Source organism: Actinomyces ihuae (assembly GCF_001457875.1).
GTDB classification, from domain to species: Bacteria; Actinomycetota; Actinomycetes; order Actinomycetales; family Actinomycetaceae; genus Pauljensenia; species Pauljensenia radingae_A.
In genome coordinates, this window is the sequence record NZ_CZPX01000005.1 from 126,549 (window position 1) to 153,218 (window position 26,670).

21 protein-coding genes are annotated in these 26,670 nt (G+C 59.6%); 11 read left to right on the forward strand and 10 right to left on the reverse strand.

What is annotated here, in order from left to right; translation table 11 throughout:
- Window positions 1–167 precede the first annotated feature (167 nt).
- Window positions 168–3,950 carry a multifunctional oxoglutarate decarboxylase/oxoglutarate dehydrogenase thiamine pyrophosphate-binding subunit/dihydrolipoyllysine-residue succinyltransferase subunit gene (locus tag BN3002_RS05325; RefSeq protein ID WP_082628548.1) on the forward strand — a complete coding sequence of 1,261 codons (3,783 nt, stop codon included), beginning with the start codon at window positions 168–170 and terminating at the stop codon, window positions 3,948–3,950.
- 335 nt (window positions 3,951–4,285) lie between these two features.
- Window positions 4,286–4,888 (forward strand): GDSL-type esterase/lipase family protein, encoded by a 603-nt coding sequence (locus BN3002_RS05330; protein ID WP_058237007.1) that lies wholly within the window; start codon window positions 4,286–4,288, stop codon window positions 4,886–4,888.
- Window positions 4,889–4,922: 34 nt separating this feature from the next.
- Here BN3002_RS05330 and BN3002_RS05335 read toward each other — a convergent pair whose 3' ends face one another.
- From BN3002_RS05335 to BN3002_RS05345, 4 genes are all read right to left on the reverse strand, one after another.
- Window positions 4,923–6,332, reverse strand: a complete 1,410-nt coding sequence (locus BN3002_RS05335) for an Nramp family divalent metal transporter (protein WP_227469278.1) — start codon at window positions 6,330–6,332, stop codon at window positions 4,923–4,925.
- A 757-nt stretch (window positions 6,333–7,089) separates the two neighbouring features.
- Window positions 7,090–7,164: a 50S ribosomal protein bL37 gene (locus BN3002_RS11475; RefSeq protein WP_371935780.1), complete on the reverse strand. Its 75-nt coding sequence runs from the start codon at window positions 7,162–7,164 to the stop codon at window positions 7,090–7,092.
- A 175-nt stretch (window positions 7,165–7,339) separates the two neighbouring features.
- The gene (locus tag BN3002_RS05340) at window positions 7,340–7,651 is read right to left on the reverse strand and encodes a hypothetical protein (protein WP_058237008.1); all 312 of its coding nucleotides are present in this window, start codon (window positions 7,649–7,651) and stop codon (window positions 7,340–7,342) included.
- The gene (locus BN3002_RS05345; protein WP_371935781.1) at window positions 7,648–8,376 is read right to left on the reverse strand and encodes a sigma-70 family RNA polymerase sigma factor; all 729 of its coding nucleotides are present in this window, start codon (window positions 8,374–8,376) and stop codon (window positions 7,648–7,650) included. Before BN3002_RS05345 ends, BN3002_RS05340 begins: the two co-directional genes overlap by 4 nt.
- A gap of 193 nt (window positions 8,377–8,569) precedes the next feature.
- On the opposite strand from BN3002_RS05345, the gene BN3002_RS05350 reads away from it, so the two are divergent.
- Genes BN3002_RS05350 through rsgA form a run of 3 tightly spaced genes read left to right on the forward strand, consistent with a single transcriptional unit; the run spans window position 8,570 to window position 11,582 of the window.
- A complete protein-coding gene (locus BN3002_RS05350) occupies window positions 8,570–9,076 on the forward strand; it encodes a DoxX family protein (protein WP_070726395.1) in 507 nt (168 codons plus the stop codon).
- Window positions 9,073–10,512, forward strand: coding sequence for a 3-phosphoshikimate 1-carboxyvinyltransferase (locus BN3002_RS05355; RefSeq protein ID WP_058237010.1), 1,440 nt, complete (start codon window positions 9,073–9,075; stop codon window positions 10,510–10,512). The genes BN3002_RS05350 and BN3002_RS05355 overlap by 4 nt, the downstream gene beginning before the upstream one ends.
- Window positions 10,509–11,582 (forward strand): ribosome small subunit-dependent GTPase A, encoded by a 1,074-nt coding sequence (gene rsgA / locus BN3002_RS05360; protein ID WP_058237828.1) that lies wholly within the window; start codon window positions 10,509–10,511, stop codon window positions 11,580–11,582. Before BN3002_RS05355 ends, rsgA begins: the two co-directional genes overlap by 4 nt.
- A 101-nt stretch (window positions 11,583–11,683) precedes the next feature.
- Here the strand turns inward: rsgA and BN3002_RS05365 are convergent, their stop codons facing one another.
- Window positions 11,684–12,424 carry a glutamine amidotransferase gene (locus BN3002_RS05365; protein ID WP_074026193.1) on the reverse strand — a complete coding sequence of 247 codons (741 nt, stop codon included), beginning with the start codon at window positions 12,422–12,424 and terminating at the stop codon, window positions 11,684–11,686.
- Window positions 12,425–12,517: 93 nt separating this feature from the next.
- Between BN3002_RS05365 and BN3002_RS05370 the strand changes: the two genes are divergently transcribed.
- From BN3002_RS05370 to BN3002_RS05380, 3 genes are read left to right on the forward strand one after another with little or no spacing between them, the layout of a single operon-like run.
- The gene (locus BN3002_RS05370) at window positions 12,518–13,327 is read left to right on the forward strand and encodes an inositol monophosphatase family protein (RefSeq protein ID WP_058237012.1); all 810 of its coding nucleotides are present in this window, start codon (window positions 12,518–12,520) and stop codon (window positions 13,325–13,327) included.
- A gap of 35 nt (window positions 13,328–13,362) precedes the next feature.
- The gene (locus BN3002_RS05375; protein ID WP_058237013.1) at window positions 13,363–14,652 is read left to right on the forward strand and encodes an exonuclease SbcCD subunit D; all 1,290 of its coding nucleotides are present in this window, start codon (window positions 13,363–13,365) and stop codon (window positions 14,650–14,652) included.
- Window positions 14,649–17,840, forward strand: a complete 3,192-nt coding sequence (locus BN3002_RS05380) for an AAA family ATPase (protein WP_058237014.1) — start codon at window positions 14,649–14,651, stop codon at window positions 17,838–17,840. The genes BN3002_RS05375 and BN3002_RS05380 overlap by 4 nt, the downstream gene beginning before the upstream one ends.
- A 12-nt stretch (window positions 17,841–17,852) precedes the next feature.
- Here BN3002_RS05380 and BN3002_RS05385 read toward each other — a convergent pair whose 3' ends face one another.
- Genes BN3002_RS05385 through BN3002_RS05395 form a run of 3 tightly spaced genes read right to left on the reverse strand, consistent with a single transcriptional unit; the run spans window position 17,853 to window position 20,378 of the window.
- Window positions 17,853–18,392: a DUF6912 family protein gene (locus tag BN3002_RS05385; protein ID WP_141757304.1), complete on the reverse strand. Its 540-nt coding sequence runs from the start codon at window positions 18,390–18,392 to the stop codon at window positions 17,853–17,855.
- 58 nt (window positions 18,393–18,450) lie between these two features.
- Complete coding sequence (locus tag BN3002_RS05390; protein ID WP_058237016.1) at window positions 18,451–19,761, reverse strand: CpaE/TadZ family protein; 1,311 nt, start codon at window positions 19,759–19,761, stop codon at window positions 18,451–18,453.
- On the reverse strand, window positions 19,758–20,378 hold the full coding sequence (locus BN3002_RS05395; RefSeq protein ID WP_058237017.1) for a CpaB family protein: 621 nt from the start codon (window positions 20,376–20,378) through the stop codon (window positions 19,758–19,760). The genes BN3002_RS05390 and BN3002_RS05395 overlap by 4 nt, the downstream gene beginning before the upstream one ends.
- Before the next feature lie 258 nt (window positions 20,379–20,636).
- Between BN3002_RS05395 and BN3002_RS05400 the strand changes: the two genes are divergently transcribed.
- Window positions 20,637–20,852 carry a helix-turn-helix domain-containing protein gene (locus BN3002_RS05400; protein ID WP_058237829.1) on the forward strand — a complete coding sequence of 72 codons (216 nt, stop codon included), beginning with the start codon at window positions 20,637–20,639 and terminating at the stop codon, window positions 20,850–20,852.
- Window positions 20,853–20,859: 7 nt separating this feature from the next.
- Here the strand turns inward: BN3002_RS05400 and BN3002_RS05405 are convergent, their stop codons facing one another.
- The gene (locus tag BN3002_RS05405; protein ID WP_058237018.1) at window positions 20,860–21,432 is read right to left on the reverse strand and encodes a hypothetical protein; all 573 of its coding nucleotides are present in this window, start codon (window positions 21,430–21,432) and stop codon (window positions 20,860–20,862) included.
- A 117-nt stretch (window positions 21,433–21,549) separates the two neighbouring features.
- On the opposite strand from BN3002_RS05405, the gene BN3002_RS05410 reads away from it, so the two are divergent.
- Entirely contained in the window at window positions 21,550–22,698 is a 1,149-nt protein-coding gene (locus tag BN3002_RS05410) for a LysM peptidoglycan-binding domain-containing protein (RefSeq protein WP_058237019.1), read from the forward strand.
- Window positions 22,695–23,177: an Rv3235 family protein gene (locus tag BN3002_RS05415; protein WP_058237020.1), complete on the forward strand. Its 483-nt coding sequence runs from the start codon at window positions 22,695–22,697 to the stop codon at window positions 23,175–23,177. Before BN3002_RS05410 ends, BN3002_RS05415 begins: the two co-directional genes overlap by 4 nt.
- 85 nt (window positions 23,178–23,262) lie before the next feature.
- Here the strand turns inward: BN3002_RS05415 and secA are convergent, their stop codons facing one another.
- Window positions 23,263–26,241 (reverse strand): preprotein translocase subunit SecA, encoded by a 2,979-nt coding sequence (secA, locus tag BN3002_RS05420; RefSeq protein WP_058237021.1) that lies wholly within the window; start codon window positions 26,239–26,241, stop codon window positions 23,263–23,265.
- Window positions 26,242–26,670: the final 429 nt, after the last annotated feature.

Sequence of the window (26,670 nt, forward strand, 5' to 3'; positions counted from 1 at the left end):
GCAAATGTTCGGGCATGAACAGTGGTGGACATGCGGCGCGGCCACCCTCGTACCAATATGTAAAGGAATAGACAAGTATTGGGTGGGTATTTGGCCAGCACACGCACAGTTTGACAAAAACTCGATAAATTATCTCAATATCGAGAGACTTCCCCACAAAACCCTCTATGCTGGAGGCGAGCAAACCTCACGTTTCCACGATAGGAGTGACCACGGTGGACGCCTCCGATCAACACGAATCAACTCATGAGTCCGAAAAGGATCAGCAGTGGTGGATTGACCACATGAGGGTCCAGTACGACGAGGATCCCAGTTCAGTTGACGACGCCTGGCGCGAGTACTTCAAGGCTGTCGACGCCCTCGAAAAGGCTGACGAAGCCGATGTACGCGTCACAGCTGAAGAGGACATACAAGCCAGCGAACCGGACGGCGACGAAGCCGACCGGACTTCGGCAAGTGACGTTGCCGACGAGTCGGAGGAAGAGCGTCCAGCCAACACGATGCTGGTCACACGATCCGACCTTCCTCCCGCACCACTGGCGCAGACCAGTGAAGCCACCTCGCCCTACACGCGCATGACGGCGGCGCGCGCGGCCACTGAGCTCAATGAGGATGCGCGGACCGAAGATCGTACCGATCTGTTGAAGGGCATTGCACGGGCAACGGCGAAAAACATGGACCAGTCGCTGACGATTCCGACCGCCACATCTGCCCGCCAGGTACCGGCAAAACTGCTGATCGAAAACCGTTCACTGCTCAACCGCCACTTGGCTCGCACGACCGGCGGCAAGGTCTCGTTCACTCATCTGATCGGATACGCGCTGGTGGAAGCCATGTGCGAGATGCCGTCAATGAACGTGCGCTACTCCACCGACAAGAAGGGCCGGCCGCAAATTGAGCGTCTCGCGCACGTCGGTTTCGGGCTGGCGATCGACGTGGCGCAACCCAACGGGAAGCGCTCGCTGATGGTGCCGGTCCTGCAGGAAGCGGACACACTGACATTTCTCGAGTTCGTTGCCGCCTATAACGACACGGTGCGTCGTGCTCGCGATGGTGAACTGACCCCGGATGATTTCCAGGGCGGCACCGTGACCCTGACGAATCCCGGCACGATCGGCACGACGACATCTGTCCCGCGCCTGATGACAGGTCAAGGATTCATCGTCGGTGTCGGCGCGACCAACTACCCCGCCGAATTCGCGGGCGTGTCCCCTCGCCGTCTGGCTCAGCTCGGCATCGGCAAGACGATGTTCCTGTCCTCCACCTATGACCATCGCATTATTCAGGGTGCGGCATCCGGCGAGTTCTTGCGGTTGATGGACAACAAGCTGTCCGGCAAGGACGGATTCTGGGATCGCGTCTTCGATACCTATCATGTTCCCCACCCGCCTTATCACTGGGAGCCTGATCGCGAATACGACATTGAGCGCGAAAAAGGCAAGCCTGCACGTATTGCGGAATTGATTCACGCATACCGCTCGCGCGGGCACCTTGCTGCTGACACTGACCCGCTGGCTTATCGTGTGCGGCGCCATCCTGACCTGGATATCACCAGCTACGGCCTGTCGGTGTGGGATCTGGATCGTCAGTTCCCCACAGGCGGTTTTGGCGGGGAATCCTACATGACGCTGAGGGAAATCCTCGATCGTTTGCGCGATACATATACGCGCACCATCGGCATTGAATACATGCACATTCAGGATCCTGAGCAGCGCAAATGGGTCCAAGAGCGCATCGAGAAGCCCTACTCCGTGCCCTCGCCTGAGGAACAGCGCCACATTTTGTCTACTCTCAATCACGCGGAGGCTTTCGAGGAGTTCCTCCAGACCAAGTACGTCGGGCAGAAGCGATTCTCACTGGAGGGCGGCGAATCGCTGATTCCACTGCTTGATGCGATCCTGTCGGATGCAGCACAGGCCGGTTTACCTGAGGTGGCTATCGGCATGGCTCACCGCGGCAGGTTGAACGTACTGGCCAACATTGCCGGCAAGTCCTACGGGCAGATCTTCTCTGAGTTTGAAGGCAACGAAAACCCGCAGGACGAAGGCTCCGGCGACGTGAAGTACCACCTGGGCACTGAAGGCGTGTTCAGCCGTGAAGACGGTGTGGCCACCAAGGTGTATCTGGCTGCAAACCCGTCGCACCTGGAGGCCGCTGACGGCGTCCTCGAAGGCATCGTGCGCGCCAAGCAGGATCAGCTCCATGACGATGATTTCTCGGTTGTGCCGATTCTGATCCACGGCGATGCCGCCTTCATCGGTCAGGGAGTCGTGCAGGAAACACTGAACCTGTCTCAGCTCAAGGGATATCGAACCGGCGGCACCATCCACCTGATCGTCAACAACCAGATCGGTTTCACAACCGGCCCGACATCGGGACGCTCAACCCGTTACCCGACGGACCTGGCCAAAGGCCTGCAGGTGCCGATCCTGCACGTCAACGGCGATGATCCCGAGTCAGTGGTGCGCATGGGACATCTGGCAATGGCCTATCGCGAGCGCTTCCATAAGGACGTGATCGTGGATCTGGTGTGCTACCGCCGACGCGGCCACAACGAGGGCGACGATCCGTCGATGACGCAACCCGTCATGTATGAACTGATCCGTCAGATCCCATCAACCCGCACCGTCTACATGCGTAACCTGATCGGACGCGAGCAGCTGACCGAAGAAGAGGTCGAAGCATCCATCAAGGAATACGAAGACGAGTTGAACAAGATCCTCACGCAGACCCGTGAGGAAGGCTGGCAGGTTCCTGAATCCCAGCTGCCTGGCCAGGGCATGATGATCGGTTGGGAATCCCCCGTTCCGGTAGGCGCCATCGAACGCATCGGTGAAGCATTCAACACCTTCCCTGATGGCTTCGTTCCCCATCCCAAGATGCTGAAGCTGTGTGAACGGCGTCAGGAAATGGCGACGGGCACGCGCCCGATCGACTGGGGCTTTGGTGAGCTGATCGCTTTGGGCTCGCTGGTCATGGAAGGAACTCCGGTGCGTTTTTCCGGACAGGACGCCCGTCGTGCAACGTTCGTCCAGCGTCACGCGGTTCTGCATGACCACAACAATGGCCGCGAGTTCACTCCGCTCAACTTCCTCACCGACGATCAGGCGATCTTCGAAATCTACGATTCGCCCCTGTCTGAGTACGTCGTCATGGGATTTGAATACGGCTACTCGGTTCAGCGTCCTGATGCGCTGGTCGTGTGGGAAGCACAGTTCGGTGACTTCGCCAATGGCGCCCAGTCAGTGATCGATGAGTTCGTCAGCTCATCTGAGCAGAAGTGGGGACAACGCTCCTCGGTAGTCCTTCTGCTCCCCCACGGCTATGAAGGGCAAGGCCCCGACCACTCGTCAGCGCGCATTGAGCGTTATCTGACTTTGGCCGCCGAAAACAACATGTGGATCTGTCAGCCGTCGACACCGGCACAGCATTTCCACATGCTGCGCACGCAGGCCTACAGGCGCCCTCGTAAACCCCTCATCGCGTTCACGCCCAAGCAGCTGCTGCGTCTGCCCGCAGCCAGCTCGTCGATCGACGATTTCACGTCCGGCCGCTTCCTGCCCGTCATTGGCGAGGTCGACCAGCGCGTCACCGATGTCAATCGCGTGGTGTTGTGTTCAGGCCGTCTCTACTACGACCTGGTCAAGGAACGTGAGGCGAAGGAAGCATGGTCGACTGCGATCGTGCGCGTCGAGCAGTACTACCCCAAGCCGATCGATGAGATTCGTGAGCAGCTGGATCGCTACCCGGGTGCTGAGGTTATGTGGGCGCAGGATGAGCCCCGCAACCAGGGCGCGTGGCCGTTCATGGCGCTTAACGTGTTCACCGAACTGGGCGTGCAGCCCACCGTGGTGTCGCGTCCTGCGTCCGCTTCCCCCGCGGCAGGCCGAGCCTCCACCCACAAGCGCCAGCTCGCGGAACTGCTCGCCACACTCTTTGGCGAGGACTGACCTGCTCGCTTCATAGACGCCTCGTGCTCCTCGATTTGCGCCTCTCGCGCTCGAGGGGCACTTGGCATGTGAGCTCCGCTTCTGTACCATCCGCCCCGTCATCTAAGCAGGACTCTGGGCATTTAGCGCGCGGGCCTGAATCTGCGGAACTTCTTCCTCACTCCTCACAGGCCCGTGCACAGCTGGTGTGTGAACCTCGATCTGCGGAGCTTCTTCGTCGTTCCCACATGCCTTTGAACACCTGTCGCGCCAGAATCTGACCTGCCAGCTTGCGTTACATGTGATGGGCGCTGCGAGCGGCTAATCTAGTGGAAGGTGCATGAAGGAGGAAACCAGTGAAGCGCATCTGCGTGATCGGTGATGACCTGGTTGCCGGAATCGGTGACCCCCGAGCCTTAGGGTGGGTTGGACGCGTCATTGCACGCACCCGTTTTGCCTCAGCCCCTGCCGTCATGCCCCTCGCCGTTCCTGGAGAAACAACCGCAGGTCTCGCTGCCAGGTGGGAAAGTGAAGTCAACGCGCGGATTTCCTCATCCGACACATTGCACATGGTGGTAGCCGTTGGTGCGGCCGACGTGCCCAGTGGGTTATCTACACCGCGGTCACGCCTGAATCTGGCCAATATTGTCGACCGTGCGCGCGAGCGCGGCATCTCCACGCTTGTGGTCGGCCCACCGCCTCTGGCCGGCGCCCAGCAGCAGCAGCTGGCGGCTCTTGACCGAGCATGTGCGGAAGTGTGTGACCGCCGGGGTATCACCTACGTGACGTGCCTGGAGCCCCTGGTCGCACATGACCAGTGGATCGCTGACATGGCCGCATCCACTGCCCGCTCCCCCCATGAGCTCACGTTGCCGGCGCAAGCCGGATACGCGCTGATGGCGTACCTGGTTCTTCACCAAGGCTGGTTTGAGTGGGTGGACGCTGACCCGATGCCGTAACACCCTGCCGGCCGCGGCGAGGTTGCCGCGCTGATCAGAGCCACCCTCCAACGATTTCGAGGATCAGTTTCAGGTTGAGGATTGTCAGCACGATGGTGGACACCCATCCCAGGATTGCGACCCATTTCGCGTTGACGAAGCGCTCTCCCATGATTTTCTTCGACGATGTCAGCCACACCAGCGGCACCATTGAAATCGGCAATGCGATGCACAGGAATACCTGCGATCCCACCAGGAGTTCTTCGAGGGCGACCTCGGAACCATTAAATGCAATCGTGCAGACCAACACAGGAATCACAGTGATGACGCGGGTGATGACGCGGCGCGCCCACAGCGGAATGCGCAGCCTGATGAAACCCTCCATCACGATCTGGCCCGTCAGCGTGCCGGTAATCGTTGAGTTCTGGCCCGAGGCCAGCAGTGCGACAGCGAAGAGCGTGGACAGAACCGGGCTGGCAACTGTACCTGCCAGCGAGGGATTCTGGAGCGCATCGTAGAGCGAGCCGAATGTGGACAGGTCCTCGCTGGAACCGAAGAAGAGCGCAGCACCCAAAAGCAGCAGGAGGCAGTTGATCACGAACGCTGCACCCAGCTGGATGTTCGAATCCCACGTAGCGAAACGTACGGCGCGAGCCTGGTCGCCCTCGTCATGTCGGTTGTAGGAACGAGACTGCACGATGGATGAATGCAGATACAGGTTGTGGGGCATGACGGTTGCGCCCACAATGCCAAGTGCCATGGTGAGTTCGCCGCGGCTCAGCGTCTGGGGTGACGGCAAGAAACCCTTCGCCATGTCGGGGATGCTGGGTTGCGCAAGGATGACCTCGTACAGGAAAACCGCCATGATCGTCAGAATCAGCGTGACGACGATGGCCTCAATCTTCCTGAAACCGACGCTCATCAGCAGCAAGAGCAGCAGCACGTCGAGGACGGTGATGAGGACACCGACGATGAGCGGCAGTCCAAACAATAAGTGCAAGGCGATAGCTGCGCCGATGACTTCCGCCAGGTCGGTCGCCATGATGGCGAGCTCGGTGACGACCCATAGGACGAGCCCGAGTGTGCGCGAGGTGTGGGCGCGCGTAGCCTGCGCCAGGTCCATGCCGGCAACGATGCCAAGTTTGGCTGCCATGTACTGCAGCAGCATCGCGATCAGCGAGGAAACCAGAATGACGTTGAGCAGCAGATACCCGTATTGCTGACCGCCGCCGATGGAAGTTACCCAGTTGCCCGGATCCATGTAACCTACCGCGACCAGGGCGCCCGGGCCCGAAAAAGCGAAGAGTTGGCACAGGAAGCTCGCATTCTTATCAGGGATCGCCACAGTTCCGTTGATCTCCTGCAGAGACGGCCCGTTAGCAAGGGTCACTAAATGTCGGCGACCGTCTGTGCGCGGTGCTGCATCGTCGCGTCCAGTCGTGCGCACTCCACTCTCACGTTTCACGTGCATTTTCTCTTTCTCTTTATCAATCCCTCGGTGCGAGGAATCCCCTCAAACGCCTGGCCTCGAATAAGCCCAGGCAGCTTCCCAGAGGCACGGCGTGAGAACTCCTCGCAGGATCTCACGGATATACGATACCTCGTTTTCGGCTAACCGTAATTCATCTGGAGATCGCTGCGCCACATATCACAGCGGCTCTCATGGCCTAGGACCAGCGACCCCAATGTGGATCTCTCGATGCACATACCCCTAGATTTAAGGTCTCTCGTTGCACATACCCCTAAATTTGACTCGCAAAATGCACATACCCCTAGATCAAGCGTCAGCGAAGATGCCCACAGACAGCCTCATAGGCTGTGACCAGCGCTTTTGGAAACTGGCCCGAGGACAGGGTTTTTAAATCTAGGGGTTCGTGCACAAAAACGCGAAGATCTAGGGGAATGTGCACCTGCCCAAGTTAGATCTAGGGGAATGTGCACCTACTCGAGCTAGATCTGCGCTTGCGGAGCCGAATGTCAGCCCTTCAAGTCCACAACCGGCGTGTACCGCTCACGCCATACAGACATTCGCGCATTAACCCACATTTCGGGCATTAACCCGGTATTAACCCCATTCCAACGCGCTCCCCGCCCGCGACCGCCTGTCGCCCCAGGCACATAAAAAAGCCCAGCACCATGAGATGCTGGGCTTTACTCGCACGGCCTCAGGATCGTGAGATCCGGTCAGTGACGTGCGTCAGATTAGCTTGCTCGCACACCAACTAGCAGTTGGGACGCTTGCCATGGTTGGCAGCGTTCTTGCGACGTGCACGGCGCTTACGACCACGCTTCGACATCACGGCCTCCTCAAATTGTTGAATCAACTTGCCCAGTTTTCCATAGACTGACCCAAGTCACAAATATCTCAGGCTAATCGAAACCAATCTCACGTCCCCGGCCTTGGTACTCTCCTCCACTGCCCCGGCATTCACGCCCGTCGACCCTGGCTCTCAGGTCCACAAGCCCTGCCAATTACTCCTGTTCATACACGCTGCAGATCCGCATCCGCAGCGATTCAGGCGCACGCACCGTGCGCGCCAAGTAGGCCCGCTTGAGCATCTGCCGGAACTGGCGCTCACGTTGGATGGCTCGCTGACAGGTCTGACAGCGCTGCACATGAGCAACCAACAGCTCAGCCGCCCGCTCATCCAACGCTTCGATCGGGATCGCGCGCGCAGCGTCGCCCTCGTCGTGACAATCCGACCACGTGCGCATCTCGACATCCACGATCTCGCCGACGTGTGCACGCAGTTGGGAACAGGTGATGTGAATGAGTGATCTCATGCGTTGTCTCCTATCCCGTATTCGCGCGCAAGACCTGCCAAAGATTTCCTCAATGCCGCCCTGCCGCGATGCAGACGCGACATTACCGTGCCGATTGGAATGTCCAGCGTCTGAGCGATTTCTTTGTAACTGAGCTGCTCGACGTCCGCCAGCCACACGACCACTCGGTAGTCCTCTGACAAGTCCTCCATCGCGTCGCGTACCTGGTCGGACGGAATGCGGTCAAGTGCTTCGGCTTCAGCTGAGCGCAACCCCTCTTCCGAATGAGACGCGGCATCGACCAGCTGCCAGTCCTCCACCGTTTCCGTGCCCGAGCGTTTCGGGGAGCGCTTGGCCTTGCGGTAGTGCGTGATATACGTGTTGGTCAGGATCCGGTACAGCCAGGCCTTGATATTCGTGCCCGGCTTGTACTGGTCGAACTTTGCGTAGGCTTTCTCAAATGTTTCCTGCACTAGGTCCTCAGCATCAGCCCGGTGGCGCGTCATCGACAGTGCCGCGCCGTAGAGCTGGTCAAGCAGCGGGAGTGCTTCAGCCTCGAAACGTTCCTTCTTCCCCGCCGGCGCAGACTCTTTAAGCGCAGATCCATTGGCCACAGACTCATTGACGAGGGTGACCTGCCCGCCGTCAGATTCGCCATCCACGCGCGTCGACGGATCCAGATCCGCAGCCGTTTCAGCAGCGGTATCCTCGGCGCTGTGGGTGTGAGTGAATGTGTGTGCCATCAGCATCCACATTAGTGCCAAATGGCCGGCCAGGCCGGTCAGGCCGGTCACGCCCACCTGATATCGCGTGTCACCTGCCTGAAAAGCCCCGCGGATGCTCTGTTGCCTCATATACTTCATAACGAGCGGGGAACTGAATTTGTTCCATCGCTTCTTCACAGTCGCCAGATCATCCAGAAGGGCAGACCATAGGATCATGAATATTCTTCGCCTAGTCGCACGACCATTGCTCGCACTCCCATTCATTGCAACCGGGGTGAGCGCAATCAGGAATCCTGACGAACACGTGGAGCGCATTGAACCGGCACGTCCGCTGCTTGACAAGACCGGCCTGACGCTGAGCGATGGCCAGCTCAAACTTGCCACACGCGCACTGGGCGGCGTGACCGCTGTCGCCGGAGTGTCACTGGCTCTGGGCAAGGCCACACGAACCTCTGCAGCGGTATTGGCTCTGACCTCCATCCCTCTGGCTCTGGTGAACAACCCCGTGTGGACGGAGGGAACCCCCGATCAGCGCGCTGCGTGGAGGAACGGCCTGATCAAGGATTTCGCTTTGTTCGGCGGCCTGGTCATCGCCTCGACCGACCGTGAGGGACGCCCATCCGCCACGTGGAAGCTGCGCAACTGGGCCGATCACCGCTCCGAGCTGCGTGCGGCACGAAGTCAGGCATGGGATGACGCTTCGGAGGTCTATCAGGCATGACGGCGGGGGCTTTGCTTCCCCTCTGGTCCGCGCCTTTCATCGAACCTCACCAGCGAATCGATGCCAGCGTCACAGTTCCCGGTTCAAAATCGCTGACCAATCGTGCATTCATTCTGGCCGCTCAGAGTACGAATGAGTGTGTGATCGACGGAGCTTTGGATTCGCGTGACACACGCCTGATGGCCGATGCGCTCCAACAATTGGGCTGCACTGTCGATTGGGATTCCACAGGATCGGCGCGCGTGCGTCCCTCTCGGCACACGATGGGCGAGGCGCGCGCACACATTGACTGCGGCCTTGCCGGAACCGTCATGCGTTTCGTGCCCGCCCTGTGCGCCGCGGCCGGCATGCACGCGTTTTTTGACGGCGACGAGGGAGCACGCGTACGCCCTCTGGATGCACTCCTGAGCGCTCTGACCAGTGCCGGCGCTCGTATCACCTGTCATGGCGAACCAGGTTTCCTGCCTTTCGAACTCGACGGGATTCCCGCTGATATTTGCGGCAGTGATGGCGTGACCAACCGCCATGCACCGATGACGATTGACGTTGATACACACGAGTCGTCACAATTTGCCTCAGCGCTGCTGTTGAGCGCTCCCCTGCTCGCCACCCGTATGAACAGGCCGGTTCAGATTCGACTCACTGGCCGGGTGGTGTCTCTGCCGCACATTCAGATGAGCGTGCGAACCCTCCAGGAATGGGGTGTGACCGTTCGCTCCGGCACAGACGAGGGTGGCCTGAACGGCCCTGACAGTGCGACCTGTGGCAGCACAACACCAACCGACGCACAGGCTCCCTCGTGGATTATTGAGCCGGAGCTACCGATCCTGAGCCGCGTTGCCATCGAGCCCGACCTGTCGAACGCCGGGCCGTTCATCGCTGCTGCTCTGGTCACCGGTGGGCAGGTGCGAATCCCGCACTGGCCCGTGCACACGACGCAACCCGGTGACGCGTTTCGTCAGATCGCTCAGCAGATGGGTGGGCAGGTCAACGTGGATGCCGACGGGATCCTCTGCGTGAAGGGCCCCGAGCGTGGCCGGTTGCTCGGCGTTGACCGTGATATGAGTGACATCGGTGAGCTGACGCCGACCGTGGCGGCGCTGGCAGCTGTCGCATCGACCGAGTCGCATCTATCGGGAATCAGTCATCTGCGAGGGCATGAAACGGATCGTGTGAGCGCTCTGCGCACCGAGATCGAGCGACTGGGCGGTGACGTAACAGAGCACCCTGATGCGCTGACGATTCGCCCGCGAGCGCTCCACGCAGCGGACCTGCACACGTATCACGATCACCGCATGGCGACGTTCGGAGCAATCATCGGACTGGTGGTGGACGGCGTGCGCGTCTTCGATATTGGGACGACAGGTAAGACACTGCCTGATTTTGTCGCGCTGTGGCAGGCGACGGTCGCATCGGCCGAAAGTGGGGATCAGTGAACAGACGCGATATCGGCACTGATGATCCGCGGGTGCGAGTGCGTCCTGGTCGAGGATCCCGGCCGCGCACCAAGAAGCGCCCGGACTGGTCGACCCGCCCGCTGGGTCGCGTTATTGCGATTAACCGCGGGCGTTTCATTGTTGCCGCCGATAGCGGTGTACGCATTGTTGCAGTGCAGGCTCGCGAGCTGGGTCGCGGCTCTGTCGTTGTCGGTGACCGAGTGCGGCTGACGGGAGACCTGTCGGGTGCGAAAGATACTCTGGGGCGCATCGTCGCTGTTGAGGAGCGCTCATCGGTGCTGCGGCGCTCGCGTGAGGATGTGCCTGAACAGCGCGAGAAGATCATCGTGGCAAACGCGCAGCTGATGGTGATCGTTACGGCGCTGGCCAGTCCGCCGCCTCGGATCGGGATGATTGACCGGTGTCTGGTTGCCGCACATGAGGCAGGTATGGAATCCCTCGTCGTCCTGACGAAGTCTGACCTGGCGCCTGCTGACGACATTATTCGTACCTACGACGGCTTTGGTGTCCCCTTTGTCGTGACGACAGCTTCAGGAACCGATGAAGGCGGCTGTGGGCAAGTCACGACTGGTTTGGAGGAACTGCGCGCTCACGTGGAAGGCAGGACGTCGGTGCTCGTCGGCCATTCGGGAGTGGGTAAGTCCACGCTCATCAATGCGCTGGTACCCGATGCGCATCGCAGTGTGGGTCACGTCAATGCCGTGACTGGACGAGGGCGGCACACGTCCACGTCGTTGGAAGCTTTCATGTTGCCGTCAGGCGGGTGGGTGATTGACACGCCCGGGGTCCGTTCCTTCGGCCTGGCCCACGTTGACGAATCCGATGTACTGGCGGTGTTCCCTGAGCTGAAGGATGTGTGTTCGTGGTGCTTGCCGATGTGCACGCATCTGGAGTCGGAGCCTTCATGCGCGCTGGACGCATGGATCAGTGGGCAGGAACCTTTCAACGCGCAACCGGTCAGCAGTGACGAATCGGACAGGCGGCGCAGGATTGTCGATTCGGCGCGCCGACTTCTCGAGTCCACGGCTAGCGCAAGAGCTCACCACTGACGCGCGCCGATCGGCGCACTCGGGCTAGCCGCCCCTGAGGGGCCAGACCGACTGCGGGAGCTGAGCCGACCGCGAAGATCAGCCTGGCAGCCAGAAGCAGTTCAGCCCCGGCGGAAATGGCGAGCGAAGTTTTGCAGGAATAAGTGCGCGCCCGACACATCGGCCGACGCGGTTTCCGACTCAATGCGGGCACGTTCAGTCGGCGCATAATAACCCCGGTCCGCATATTCGCGGATTCGCACGTCAATACCTGCGTGATCAAGTTCGGGGTGGAACTGGCTGGCCCAGCACGACTCCCCTACCCTGATCAGCTGCACTGGCGCGATAGACGGTCCCTGCGCAATGAGCACAGCACTGTCAGGCATGGCGGTCACGGCCTCGTGGTGGCCGACGAATGCGCGGAACGTGTCGGGCACTCCCTCGCACAGCGGATCCCCTGCGGCGGCAGACGTGAGTGTCATCTGCGGTGCGGAGATCTCCTCGGCAGCTTCAGGTCCGACGCGTCCGCCCTGATGCACAGCAAGTAGACCCAGGCCGTAGCAGATTCCGAAAAAGGGGAAGGACTCGTCGAGGAGGCGGTCAAAGAGTGCGAAAAGATTACGCTCAATATCGTGCTGTACCTGACTTTTCCGGTCTTCAGGAGCGGCCACGTCAAACGGTGATCCGCACAGAATGATTCCGGAATACTCGTCGAAGTTGACTGATGGGAAGGGGTCAGCTTCCATTCGCACATGGACGATCTCATCGGATGACAGGCCTGCCAGGCGCGGCAGGTTAATCAGCTCATCGCGTGCAACGACTTCTTCGCTACGTGAGGTCAGCATGAGGAATGGTTGTGACATGTCCATACTGTAAACGGAATGTGTCCCGCTGCGCTCAGCGAAGCGCCGCCGTGAGATAGGACTTTACACGCCAAATGCCGATACTGTAGAAGCATGTCTGATACTCGCCGTTACATTGAGGACCTCCGCCTGGCGCACGTCCTCGCAGACCAGGTGGATGCGCTGACGATGGATCGTTTCGGTGCGCAGGATCTTCAGGTTGAGTCCAAGCCCGACCTCACTCCCGTAACCGATGCTGACCGTGCGGCGGAGGATTTGATCCGCTCCCAGCTGTCCCACGTGCGCTCGCGCGACGCGGTAGTCGGTGAGGAACGAGGCTCGTCGGGCCATTCTGCCCGCCGGTGGATCATCGATCCGATTGACGGGACGAAGAATTTTGTGCGCGGTGTGCCGGTGTGGGCAACGCTGATCGCTCTGGTTGAAGATGATCGGGTCGTGATGGGACTTGCCTCTGCGCCCGCGTTGAAGCGGCGCTGGTGGGCTGCTGCTGACCAGGGAGCGTGGACCGGCACCTCGTTGATGCGAGCGAAGAAAATCTCCGTGTCGAAGGTGGATTCGATCGAGGATGCGTCCCTGTCGTATTCCTCGCTGGACGGATGGCTCCACCATGATCGAGGAGGGCAATTCCTCCAGCTACAGTCATCATTTTGGCGCACCCGTGCCTACGGTGATTTCTGGAGCTACATGCTGGTCGCTGAAGGTGCGGTCGATGCAGCATGCGAACCGGAACTGAACGTGTGGGATATGGCGGCGTGCTGTGCGATTGTGACTGAAGCTGGCGGTTCTTTCACGTCGTTGACCGGCGAGGACGGCCCGTGGGGTGACAATGCGTGTGCCTCCAACGGACTGATTCACAAGGAGATTCTGACCCAGCTGGATTGGCCTGACAGCACCTCTGATTAGGGTGTTTGCCGGGGCGGTACGCAAATGCACATGGCATGGGGCACACTGACAGCATGTTGATTGTGCACACCTCTGACTGGCATGTTGGCCGCACCCTGCACGGGGCCGACCTGTCCCCAGCGCGCGACCTCTTCTTCGAGTGGCTCATCGATCTGGTGAAGTCGCGCCACGTCGATGCGCTCCTCATCAGCGGCGATTTATTCGATCGAGCAGTCCCTCCCGCCCACGTTCTCCGTCCTCTGTCGGACGCCCTTGTTCGCCTATGTTCACTGACTCGTGTCATCATCATTCCCGGCAATCACGATTCCGCCATTCGGCTGGGCTACCTCGCTCCTTTTCTTCAAGACTCACTCACGATTGCTTCCACCATCGAGGACATTGACCGCCCCATCGTCGTCACGTCCAGCGACGGTGAGCATGCCACCATCTACGCGATTCCCTACCTCGAGCCTGACCTGGTGCGCGAACCCCTGTCTGACATTATTGACGAGGATGGCCAGGCGATTCCGTTGGTGCGTTCGCATGAGGCCGTCATAAGTGCTGCGTTGCGCCGAATCGGTGCCGATATCGAGGCTCGCCACGGTGGACACGGTATGCGCAGCGGTGAGGCGACCGGCGGACATGACGGCGGGCGTGACAACGATGAGTCCAGTGGCGCTCTGAACAGCGATGACGGCGTGCGAATCGTCATGTCGCACGCATTCTTCACAGGCGGAGCCCCATCTGAATCAGAACGCGACATCCAGGTCGGTGGGGTCGCCTCGGTGCCAGCGGGTGTCTTCGACGAATACGGTATTGACTATGTGGCTGCCGGCCACCTCCACCGGCCGCAAAATATCAGCGGAAGCAGCGCCACGATCCGCTACAGCGGATCACCTATGCCGTTTTCCTTTTCTGAGGCTTCCTCCACCCAGTCGGTGACGCTTCTTCATATTGACGGAGGCACACTCACCGACATTGAGGCCGTTCCCACCCCTATCTGGCGCAATCTCGACGTGATCGAGGGGCCCTTTGAACAGGTTATTTCTGACCAGTATGCGGAGCAGAGAGACGACTTCGTCTCGATCACGGTAACTGACGACATTCGTCCGCGTGACCTGATTGCACGCATCCGTCACGTCTTTCCCTACGCGCTCGCCATCTTGCATGCGCCACCCGTGCCCGCCAGCCAACGCCTTACCGGTCCGAGCAGACAGGCCGCGCGCTCAGATCGTGCCGTCATTGACGAGTACTTCGAGCAGACGATCGGCCGTTCCCTGAATGAAGCAGAGCGGTCAGTCATTGATTCAGTGTGGGAGCAGATCCAGGTCAGGAGCGTCCAATGAAAATTCGTTGCCTTGATCTGGAAGGTATTGGCCCGTTTATCTCTCACCACACAGTGGACTTCACGCGCTTCGACGATGGTGGGCTTTTCCTGCTGCACGGCCCGACCGGGGCTGGAAAATCGACGATTCTTGACTGCGTGAGCTTCGCGCTTTACGGCACAGTTGCACGTCAAGGCGATGCAGATAATGCACGTCTGCGTTCAACGCTGGTTGATGAGAAGGCACCCTCGCGCGTGTCCCTGGTCTTTGAAACAGATGCGGGTATCTTCCGCGTGACGCGTACTCCCCAGTTCACGCGTGAGGGCCGTAAGACTGCCATCAACCAGAGTGCTCACCTGGAAAAGGTTCGAGCCGACGAATCCGGCACCTACGTCACCGTCGATGCGCTTTGTTCCGGAGTCAAAGATACGAATATTGAGATCACTCACCTCATCGGTCTCAACGGCGTTCAGTATCTGCAAACAGCGATTTTGCCGCAGGGAAAATTCTCCCAGTTTCTCACTGCCTCATCTGAAGATCGTCACGCACTGCTATCCAGCATCTTCCAGACTTCTCTTTTCGTCAATTTCGAAACGGCACTGAAGGAGAAGGCCAAGGCGGCGCGAGGAAGCCTCGAACACGATCAGCAACGGGTCAGTTCACTGATTCACTCACTGCCCGCGCAGTTATGGCAGGCACTCGGTGGCACAGACCCTGATTCGACACCGCCGCCCAGCGCCCAGGAAAGTGGGTCCGACGAAAACCAGTCGACGGCAGAGCTCAGCGCACACGATTCTCCACCGATCACTGCCGCCATGCTGGTCGAGTTGATCGGCATTGACGATGCTGCCATACGTACGCATCTGGAGGATGGTCAGAGGATTCTTGAGCATCAAGCACACGATGATCTGAAACGCTCGCATGAGTGTGCGCACACTGCAGAAGAACTGGGCAAGCAGCTGCAAGCCGCGACTGACCTCGCCCGGCGTGTGCGTGAGCGCATCGAACTGGAAAAACGCGCGAGCACACTCAACGCTGAGCGTCACGACATTGACGCAGTGCGCACCCAACTGGCTCGAGCACGCCAGGCAGCTCACGTTATTCCTGTTCTCCATCGCCTGGACGAGGCTCGAACGCGTCAGGTCGACGCGCGCGATGCACTGGCGGACGCGATGGCTGCTGCCCGCAGTGCCCACGTCGATCCTGCTTACCTGTCAGGTCTGGACACCGACGAATCGCGCGAGCCTTCCCTGGCAGATGACAGTGAGATAGCTGCCACGGTGCTCACGCTGACCCGCGCCCATGACACTCTGCACACTCGCCACATCAAAATCTCTGAACTGGCCGCCGTGGAGGCCGCTTTGCCAGAGCGACGCGAAGCCTTGCAGGGGCAACAAAGTCAGCTCGAGCAGCTTAACCGGCAGCAGGAGTTGCTGCGTCAGCGCATGCGCAACGATGCCGAACAGTTGGAAGCCCTGGCTGCGTCCGATGAGCGGGCAACGACCGCTTCGATCGACCTCACCGCGGCTCAAACGCGCCACGAGGCTCTCGACAAGCGGCTCGACGCCGCGCGCCGTGCCGTCACTGTTGCTCAGAAGTTAGAAGACACGATACGCGAAGCTGAACAAGCTCAGGCGCGCATCGACACAGTTCATGACACTATTCAGCAGGCGCGGCGCGCACTGCTCGCGCAGTCAGCCCTGCGTATTGCTTCGACTCTGGAATCCGGCAAGCCGTGTCCGGTGTGCGGCTCAACCGAGCACCCGTCCCCTGCCCAGGCAGGCGAGGCGGGCACCGTCGATCCTGCTGACATCGACCAGTTGCACGTGCAGTATCAGCAGGAACAGGATGCATTCACCCAGTTAAGCGCGCAATGCGCATCGATTCGTTCCACATGGGATGCCCTCGGGCAGCAAGCTGACGGAAGCGTGGAGGATCTGACAGCCGCACTGGCAGACGAAGCACGCACAATCGACGCTCTGAAAGTTGCTCTACAAGCGGTGCAACACGACCAGAAGACCGCCGAGAAACTTCGGACGCAGCGCACACGTGACGACCAATCATGCCGTGACCTGCTCCGCCGCAGTGATCGCCTGACTCACGACATTGAAACGGCGCAGGCAGCTCTAGAGACTGATGAGAAGCGGTGTACAGCGGCGCGCGTCCACGGCGATGGCGAAGCGACCTTGCAGGACATAGATCACGACATCACAGTGCAGATCGACGCCATTGACACATTGAGACAAGCCTGTGAAAACGCCATCCACGCGCGAGCTGCCGTCGACCAGGCGCTGGCTGAACAGGCGGATGCCCTCGAACGATACGGCTACGCTGAAGGCGATGGTGGCACCGCCCAGGTGCGCGCTGACATGCGCACCGACGTGGCAATCAGCGAAATGGATGCTCGCATCACAGCGTTTGATCGAGATGACGCACACGTGCACAATTCCCTGCAATCCGAGCGCCTGAAAGACGTTGACACGTCCCGGAGTCCCGACGTTGACGCCGCAGCGCGCAGCTACGAAGACGCTCAGTCAGTATCGCGTGAAGCAGCCCAACGTGCCGGCGCCAGCTCGCAGGTTGCTGCCGATGTGAAAAAAGCTGTGGCAACTGTTCAGGAACGCCTCGACACACTGGTGAAGAACCGCGACGCGTTCGGGCCGCTTGACTACCTCTCGCAGCTGGCATCATCGGGTCAGCTCTCGGCGGACTCACCGCAAACTTCTCTGTCCCACTGGGTGCTCGGTAGACGACTGGATGACGTTCTGGCCTGCGCTAACCCTCGTATCATGACAATTTCGAACGGGCGCTACGAGCTGATTCGTTCAGACAAGGACTATTCGCGCAATAAAGCTCAAGGCCTCGGCCTGACGGTACTCGACCATGAAACAGACAAGGTACGCTCCCCGAAGACGTTATCGGGAGGAGAAACATTCTACATTTCCCTTGCTCTGGCACTGGGCCTGTCCGATGTCGTGACCACCGAAAACGGTGGCATCGAACTGCGCACGATGTTCATCGATGAAGGCTTCGGGTCACTTGACTCCTCCACCCTCGACACGGTGATGGCGCAGCTGGCGTCCCTGCACACATCAGGGCGTACCATCGGCGTGATTTCGCACGTCGCAGACATGACGTCGCGGATCTTAGACCAGATCGAAGTCATACCAGTGGCTTCGGGAGGATCAACACTGCGGGTACGCGCATAGGCACCTCGAGAATCACACGTGGGTACGGCCGCAGCTGACGATGCCACCACCAGCGCACGCGGTGCGCTCACTCGCGTCAAACCACAGCAACGGTTCATCCCACAGCGCGTCAAGAGCCCCGGTCACATCGTCCTCAGTGAGGGCCTGCGTGACGCGCTCAACCAGCGGCGCCGCCTCCGCGTCATCAATGAAGAAAGCCACCACATCATCCCACCGGTACGTCTGGGGACGTGCCTGTGCAACATGCACAGCGGCCAGGTCGCCTGCCTCATCGCTGACCTCAGCCTCAGCCTCACACGCGATGACAACTCGGCGTGCCGGCACACAGAAGGCAGGTGAATCAGGGCATGCGCGAGCCTCGTCACCATCTTCTTCGTCCTCTGCATCGCGGCGATCGCGGATCAATTCGAGTGAGGCGAGAGCAGCCTGGTTCATCGCAGAGTCTTCACGCTCCTCAATGTCGTCGCCTCGAAGCCCATCCTCAAGAATCGCCACATACCCTGGTCGAACAGGCGGCTGATCGGCAGATAACTCGTCTAAAACCGCTGGCACATACAATCGCATGCCTCCAGTGTCCCACATCAGTGCCGCGCGCTTGCCGCGGTGAGCATCACGCAGCATGTTCAGGAAGCACAGCCAACACCACCTGGGTCAGCGCAGCCAACGCCTGACCGATCGGCTGATCAGGTTCGGCATGAACAATTGCCCGCGCGTGCAGCAGGGAGGCGCTCACGCGCGAGTCCTCCGGGACAAGTTGAATACTGCGCCCGGGAATCACCGGAGCGAGGGCCTGGACAATCGCGTTGACAGGTCGAGGCCCTGCTCCCGACGATGACACATGGTTGGCCACCAGGATCGGCTCGACGTGCGGGGCGATCTGGCCTACCCACTGATACGCGTCCACAAGCCGATTGATCCCCAGAGAATCACCACGAAACACGCACATTACCGCATCAGCGCTCCGCACAATTGCCGCGACCAGGTCATCGCGCGACCCCTGATGCCGATTCCCCGGTGCCACCGGATCCAGCGTTGCTGCAGCCACGTCCACGATGATGAGGTCATACAGCGAGCGGGCCGCCGACAGTGCGCTGACCACCGCTGCCGGTGATACCTCACGCCACCGTTGCGGCGACGTGATTCCCGTGAGAATGTCGAGGGAATCGGTCAGTGGTACTGCAGCTCCCCGAATCTCGTCGGCTCCGACATCAGTGCGCGCAGCAGTCCGTGAGAGCACAGCGATACCCGACGCATCCTGCGCAATACCCGCCATATGAGCCAGGGATGGTGCACACGTGTCAGCATCGACGAGGAGGACGCGCGCACTGGCTGACGCACCCGCCGCCACGTTGAACGCGATTGTCGACCTTCCGGGAGCACCTGACGGCCCCCACACACAGACGATCTTCCCGAATTCCGCAGTCCCGTCAACGCTGCGCTGCCCGTCTGATAACTCGTCATCACCGTCGGCAAATGCGTAGGAGCGCTTTTGATGCGCTATCTGGGCTTCCCGTCGGCCGGACGCATCCTCCCCCGTTTGGGGAAGCTCACCGCTCTCCGGAGAAAAAGATGCACTCATCCCCAAGGCGCGCAGCGAATCCACGATCCCATCAGGTGAATCGGGCTGAGCAATTCCATCAGCATGCAGCGCACGTAAGGACGGCGCATCAGCCAGGGGCGCGAGAACAATGACACCGATATGGTGCGCGTGCAGGTCCTCCACGATGCGGGCATCAAGGTCAGGATCATCAGCATCAATAATGGCGCATTGTGCAACCGATGAGCGCGCGCATGCCCGCACTTCCGTCAGGTCAGCGCACCGGCGCGACACAGTAAACTCCTCGCTTTCGTTGATCGCCTGGACGAGGCGCCCCTCCGTCTGGGTCGGCGCGCACACGATCACACCGATCGGCCCGCTCATTGTCCGATCGGAACGGCCGTGATCGTTCCGTTTCCTCCCGTAGCTTCAAGCACGGCTGAGACGTCAGAAAATGGGATACGTACTTCAATTCTGTGCACCGATGCAGCACCAATTCCTGCGGCGCCCTCGACACTGCGAATAAAAACGGCGTTGCCCGATACGACCGTTGGGTGGGACTGATGGTCTTTGCTCATGGAGGCTGAAGGGATCGACCACAGTTCAATGGATGTGCCGGTAGCAGTGGACTCCGGTAGTCCGGCACCTATGTCGATCACGAGGCGGCGATAATCGTCGTCTTCGTCCGTTGTCACTGCTCCCGTTGCAATCAGCTCACCTTTTCCGATGCTATGCGACGCCAGCGCTCCGTCAGGAAGCTCATCGCGCTGCACATACGCATTGCTTTCGGGCCGTGCATCCACGATCTGCAGATTCGACGTGTCCAGCGGTTCTCCCGGAGCGATGTCGCGCGTTGCCTGATAGATGCTCACTCCGCCGCGGGCATGAGATACAAGGAGTGTGCACGCAAGGATAGACAGCGTGACGAGTGCGATGCCGATCAGGAATCGCGGATCACGTATGACGCTGCGCCGGCGCGGTATTCGGGCGGTGTTCTTCATATGTGGCACTCCCACATCATGCCCGGTTTTTTCCTCGATGTGGAGTTATCCACAAAAACTTCCGCTCGCCCCCACACACTGCCTTTGCGGTCAGTTCGCTCTGACCTGCATCTTCACACATGAGGCCTCGTCGAGGAGTCCTCTCGCCTCGTCCACATGCTCACAAAGTGGACACGCAACTTTCGATGAACACCGCACTATATCCACAACAAGTGAATAAAGCTTTACTGAACTGAAAGGAAATGTCATGATATGGGTATGACTTCACGATTCCTGACACTGGCCGACGTCGCTGAAACACTGAACCTGACGATGTCCGCCGCCCGTTCACTGGTGACGTCGGGGGAACTTCCTGCAATCCAGGTTGGCGGCAAGAAGGCATGGCGGGTCGAAGCCAGTGTTCTCGAGCAGTACATTCAGGATCAGTACGCGGCTACTCGTGAGCGCATGAAGGTCGAATCGGCTCACAGCTAACGGCGCGTCAGATCATCAGCGAATCTGCCATCTGGCTCGGCGCACGCAGTGTGCGTATCCCACCCGTCGACAGCGACATGACGACTGGAGTGGTGAAGTCACGCGTGTCAAGAGCCTGCCCGCTGGACATGCTTTCAAGATCAAAGTGGTCACCCATGACGGCACAGACATATCCTGCGTGCTGGCCGCCTTCATGGTCGATGACGACGTACACATTCTCATCTCTCAGCGCGCGCAGAACGTGACTGATCGCCACCTCATGTGCCAGCGCTGACTCATCGGCTGCGCGACTTCCCAGCGGCCAGGCTGCGACAATGGCGTGAGCCGGGATGAGCACCATGTGTACCCCATTGTCGATCACAATCCACTCACGCGCGCAGTCTCGAACGATTCCTGCCATGCGCTCACCTCCGCGCAGTAAGACGTTCAAGTTACTCCCCCGCGTCGCGAGCAGGCGCGCTGACATCGTTACACGCGCACACTCAACATCTGCGAGCTCGTCGACAAGAATGTCCATTTCCTCGCGCCGTTCAGCATCGAAGCGCGCACTTAAGTCTGCCAGAAGGCGATCCAGATCCATGCGCACAGTGTGGCACAAACTAAAAGGAACTGCCACCACTTGACATCAATTATTCTTTCGTGCACACTCTAATCAATTCTTACGAACTAACATCAACTGATACGAAAGAAGTTCGATATGAATGGAGACAGCAGGTCTGGATACGTAGCCGAGACGGATGTCATGGATGGAACTGATTGCAATCGTGGGCTGGTGACGGTCACTGCCTGGGCAGGTGTACCTCTCCTCGCACTGACCGCCTACCTCGCTGTCCTCATTGTGCGATCAGGTGATCTGTATCGACCGGAGCTGTTGATTGCTCTGATCATCGCCGGTGTTGCAACGGTTTTTCTGGCATGGAACCAGCTCTGCGTCTTCCTGGCACTCCTCGCGACAGCTTCGTCGCGCACTGATGCACTGTCGCGGGCTCTCATTCGTTTTATTCGTCGCTTCGGCACGCAGCAGGCACGCGCAGTAATCGCGCGTCATGCTCTGGCGTTGAGCGTGTCGACCACCGCGATCAGCGCTATTGGAATGCCGGTTTTTGCCGCGCCACTCACGCCTTCCACCCCTTCTCTGACCAGTACATCATCTGCCACGCACGTTCTTACCTTTTCTTCCATCGACGAGGGTGACTCCGCGATTCCCGATGATCTGACCTGGCCAGCGTTGACCGCACAATCCACTTCGACAGCGCAATCAGGAGGTCCAAGCGCACAGCTTCCCTCCCCTTCTCACCAGATGCCACACGACACTCAACCAGAAGGCAACGCGATGGCACCCTCGCACTCTGGGCCGTCGACACAGACCGAGCACTCTGCACCATCTGCGAAGAACACTCCGCCTCAAGTCAGCCACCCTGCTGGATCATCGGCTTCCCAGGGCACCGACTCATCCAAGCAGCCCGCCTCCCCCTCGCACGCATACAGCACCGATTCCTCGGGGAAGCCTGCTTCACCTGTTTCCTCCAACGGTTTAAGTTCTGCCGGACAGGCAGCCCCATCCGTCCACTCACACGGTGTTGGCGCCGCAGGACACGATGCTTCGCCCGCCCCCACCCACAACACCGCTTCGTCCAACACGGGCAGCGCCACCCACTACGAAATCCAGCCTGGCGATTGTCTGTGGACGATCGCTGAAACATCCCTCCCCGCCTCAGCATCCGATGCCACGATCGTCCGCCATGTCGAGCGACTGATCCATGCGAACGCTGAGGTAATCGGAGACGATCCTGACCTGATCCACCCAGGAACAGTTATCACGATTCCCCCTAAGGAGAACTCATGAGCACGATACGCGCAGCCGAACGTTACTCCCGCAGCACAGATGGCTGCCTGAGATGGGATATACGTCGAGATATGCCCACCCCGCTCGTCCTCGATTTTGAAGAGCGCCTCAAGCCCGATCCGGCGCGCCCCATTGCGCGCGACACGTTGCCCGACGCAGGGACGTGGGCAGCCAACCTGACGCGCGGCATCATTGAGGTTCTGCTGGGACGCAGACCCATCATGCAGCTTCGACGGTGGGTCGTGCCGGGGCTCTACGACCAGATTGATGCCACGGACTTCGATCCGGGCGGCGCGCTCCCCGCGCGGCGCACCAGCCCTGCCCCATGTCGCGTCATGTCAGTGAGCACGTGCGCCATCAAACCTGGGACGTTTGAAACCACCGTCGTCTTTGCGGTGTGCGGCCGGATCAGGGCAGCAGCGCTGAGGCTGGAAGATTTTCGAGGGCGATGGCTCGCCACCGCTCTCGACATCATTTAGAATCTGCCCGCGCACTACCTGTCAGGAGGCATAGGGAATTCGCCTGCAAAGAGAGCGGATCTCTCGCCTGCCAGGTATCGATGCCTTAGCGGTTTTTCCTCCGCTTGGCCGCAGCACGACGCTGCGCACGGTTCCCGCCGCCAGACGAAGCCGCGTTACCGCTCCTGCCTCGTCCAGCAGCCCGACCGCCAGCAGGCGACGCCTCGCCAGCGGTGTTACTCGATGAATACTTCAAGCGTGCTGCCTGCTTTTGCTGGCCCACATCACCCATCACAGATGTAGCACGCGCCAGCGCTGCAGACGAAGCTGCAGCTTTTTGCTCGGCTTCCTGCTGCATCTGACGAATCCGGCGCTGCTGTTCACGTTCAGCCTCTGACGCCTCGTCTGAGTTCCCTTCCTTGGCGTCATCCTCCGAATCCCACAGCGCTGAAGCAGTTTCCAGCGCTCCGGTCGTGTCTTCTTCAGCAGCCTCATCGTCCTGTTCACCAGCAGGTGAAAGCACGCCCTGTTCGCGCAGACGCTGCCACGCGAGTTCGAACTGGTGCAGGTAGCCGAAGATCTGCTGAACCGATTCTTCGCGGATACGCTCCATCATCGCCTGGAACATCTGCGCGCCCTCAGCCTTGTATTCGACCAGAGGATCGCGCTGTCCCATTGCACGCAGGCCGATGCCTTCCTTGAGGTAGTCCATCTCATACAGGTGCTCGCGCCACAGGCGGTCGACCGTCGCCAGCACGACACGGCGTTCGAGGTCACGCATCGGATCTTCCCCGAGCTGCTGAATTGCCAACGGATTCTGTTTGAGCTGCTCCTCGCCCAGCTCATAAACCGTGTGGATGTCACCCCTGATTTCAAAATTCAGGTCATCGCGCACCAATGAGTCCTGCCCGCCGTGAGCTTCGGCCACCTCTTTGGCGCTCACTGATACCGGGTAGTAGGAGCGCAACGCTGCCCACAGCTCGTTCAGATCCCAATCGTGAGCCGAATCTTCCTGCGTGTGCTCAGCAATGAGTGATTCAACCAGACGATCCATGAACCAGGATACCTGATCCTGCAGGTCAGCACCCTCAAGGACCTGACGACGCTGGTCATAAATCAACTCGCGCTGGTTGGTCATCACGTCGTCATATTTGAGGACGTTCTTGCGGATCTCAGCGTTACGGCCTTCGATCTGCGATTGTGCACTGGCAATCGAGCGTGACACAGCCTTGGACTCCAGTGGCATATCTTCCGGGTATGCGTTCGAGGCCATAATGCGCTGCGCAATCGTTGAATTAAACAGGCGCATCAGGTCATCTTCCATTGACAGGTAGAAACGAGACTCGCCCGGATCTCCCTGACGGCCGGAACGACCACGCAACTGGTTGTCAATGCGTCGCGACTCATGGCGCTCAGTGCCCAGGACGTACAGGCCACCGGCCTCGCGCACCTCTTCGCGTTCAGCTTCAACTGCCGCTTCGGCTTCCTCCAGTGCTTTCGGCCACGCCTCGCGATACTCCTCAGCGTTCTCAGTCGGATCGAGACCCTTGGCAGCAAGATTGGACTGCGCAATGAACTCCGAGTTGCCGCCCAGCATAATGTCGGTACCACGGCCAGCCATGTTGGTGGCAACGGTGACTGCGCCCTTGCGGCCAGCCATTGCCACGACTTGAGCTTCACGCTCATGCTGTTTGGCGTTCAACACCTGGTGGGAGATGTGATGCTGACGCAGCATATTGGACAGCACTTCGGATTTCTCCACAGACGTCGTGCCCACCAGGATCGGCTGTCCAACCTTGTGGCGTTCCTCAATATCCTCAACGATCGCGTTGAGTTTGCCTTTCAGCGTGGGGTACACAAGGTCGGAGTGATCCTTACGGATCATCGGCCGGTTCGTCGGGATCGGAATGACACCCATCTTGTAGGTATTGGAGAATTCGGCGGCTTCCGTTTCAGCCGTACCCGTCATACCGGAGCGTGACCCCTCAGGATACAAGCGGAAGTAGTTCTGCAGCGTAATGGTTGCCAGCGTCTGGTTTTCAGCCTTGATCTGGACCTTTTCCTTCGCTTCGATCGCCTGGTGCATACCTTCGTTGTAGCGGCGCCCGGGCAGCACACGGCCGGTGTGCTCATCGACAATGAGGACTTCGCCCTTACTGACGATGTAGTCCTTGTCGCGGTGGAAGAGTTCCTTAGCCTTGATGGAGTTGTTCAGGAAACCGATCAGCGGCGTGTTGGCGGCTTCGTACAGGTTCTCCACGCCCAGCTGGTCCTCGACTTTATCGATGCCGGGTTCCAGGATGCCAACCGTTTTCTTCTTCTCGTCGACTTCGTAGTCCACGTCGCGTTCCAGCAGCTTCGCGATGCGCGCGAACTCGGTGTACCACCGGTTGACATCACCGGTCGCCGGCCCGGAAATAATCAGAGGCGTACGCGCCTCGTCAATCAGGATCGAGTCAACCTCGTCAACGATGACGAAGGCATGGCCGCGCTGCACCATGTCTTCAGTGCGCTGAGCCATGTTGTCTCGCAGGTAGTCGAACCCGAACTCGTTGTTCGTGCCGTAGGTGATATCGGCGGCGTACTGTTTGCGTCGCTCGTCTGGGGTCTGGCCGGTGAGGATACATCCGACGCTGATGCCGAGGAAGCGGTAGACGCGTCCCATCAGCTCTGACTGATAGTGCGCCAGGTAGTCATTGACGGTGACCACGTGGACGCCTTTGCCGGTGAGGGCCCGCAAGTACGAGGGCATCGTGGCAACCAGAGTTTTACCTTCACCGGTTTTCATTTCGGCAATGTTGCCCATGTGCAGGGCAGCGCCGCCCATCACCTGGACGTGGAATGGCCGTTGACGCAGCGTCCGCCAGGCAGCTTCGCGAACTGTGGCGAACGCTTCCACCATCAGTTCATCCAGCGTCTCGCCGTCTTCGTAGCGCTTCTTGAATTCAGGGGTCTTAGCCTGAAGTTCTTCATCGGTCAGTGCCTTAAAATCCTCTTCAAGTGCATCCACGTGGTTCGCGATACGCTCGAGTTTCTTCAGCGTTCGTCCTTCTCCAGCTCGGAGGATTTTGTCAATCAGTGACACCGGTTCTCCTGACGTCTCATTCGAGGCACCTTGCCCCTACGTGCACGCACTCTAGTTAAAAGGCGCATATCACGCTTATACAGTCTACGAAAAATCTGCCACAAACGATTAATGGCATTCAACTCTTTCGCTCTCAGTCACACTCAGCACCTTGTCGTCGCGTATTCGACCGTCCTCTCACTCCCCCACAACCCCAACTGTCGATCTCGCGCCCTACCGTACGGATGTTCCACTACATTCGCCTCTATTCATGCAGGTCACAGACGAATAGGTCCATTCGCCCTTCGCTGCAGGCAGCTGAGATCGACACATGGGGCACGGGGTGAGCATGGGCGGAAATGCCGACTGCTGGCATAGGTTTCGCATCTACAGCTGGCACGGCTTTCGCATAGACAGAGGTGTGGCCCGCTGCCTTGGCAGCGGGCCACA

Coding starts and splice junctions, on each gene's coding strand:
- BN3002_RS05400 (WP_058237829.1), top strand. CDS start 20,637: ATGACTTCACGATTCCTGACACTGGCCGACGTCGCTGAAACACTGAAC.
- BN3002_RS05405 (WP_058237018.1), bottom strand. CDS start 21,432: ATGGATCTGGATCGCCTTCTGGCAGACTTAAGTGCGCGCTTCGATGCT.
- BN3002_RS05410 (WP_058237019.1), top strand. CDS start 21,550: ATGAATGGAGACAGCAGGTCTGGATACGTAGCCGAGACGGATGTCATG.
- BN3002_RS05415 (WP_058237020.1), top strand. CDS start 22,695: ATGAGCACGATACGCGCAGCCGAACGTTACTCCCGCAGCACAGATGGC.
- BN3002_RS05365 (WP_074026193.1), bottom strand. CDS start 12,424: ATGTCACAACCATTCCTCATGCTGACCTCACGTAGCGAAGAAGTCGTT.
- BN3002_RS05340 (WP_058237008.1), bottom strand. CDS start 7,651: ATGAGATCACTCATTCACATCACCTGTTCCCAACTGCGTGCACACGTC.
- BN3002_RS05380 (WP_058237014.1), top strand. CDS start 14,649: ATGAAAATTCGTTGCCTTGATCTGGAAGGTATTGGCCCGTTTATCTCT.
- BN3002_RS05375 (WP_058237013.1), top strand. CDS start 13,363: ATGGGGCACACTGACAGCATGTTGATTGTGCACACCTCTGACTGGCAT.
- BN3002_RS05395 (WP_058237017.1), bottom strand. CDS start 20,378: ATGAAGAACACCGCCCGAATACCGCGCCGGCGCAGCGTCATACGTGAT.
- BN3002_RS05325 (WP_082628548.1), top strand. CDS start 168: ATGCTGGAGGCGAGCAAACCTCACGTTTCCACGATAGGAGTGACCACG.
- BN3002_RS05370 (WP_058237012.1), top strand. CDS start 12,518: ATGTCTGATACTCGCCGTTACATTGAGGACCTCCGCCTGGCGCACGTC.
- BN3002_RS05390 (WP_058237016.1), bottom strand. CDS start 19,761: ATGAGCGGGCCGATCGGTGTGATCGTGTGCGCGCCGACCCAGACGGAG.
- BN3002_RS05355 (WP_058237010.1), top strand. CDS start 9,073: ATGACGGCGGGGGCTTTGCTTCCCCTCTGGTCCGCGCCTTTCATCGAA.
- BN3002_RS05350 (WP_070726395.1), top strand. CDS start 8,570: ATGAATATTCTTCGCCTAGTCGCACGACCATTGCTCGCACTCCCATTC.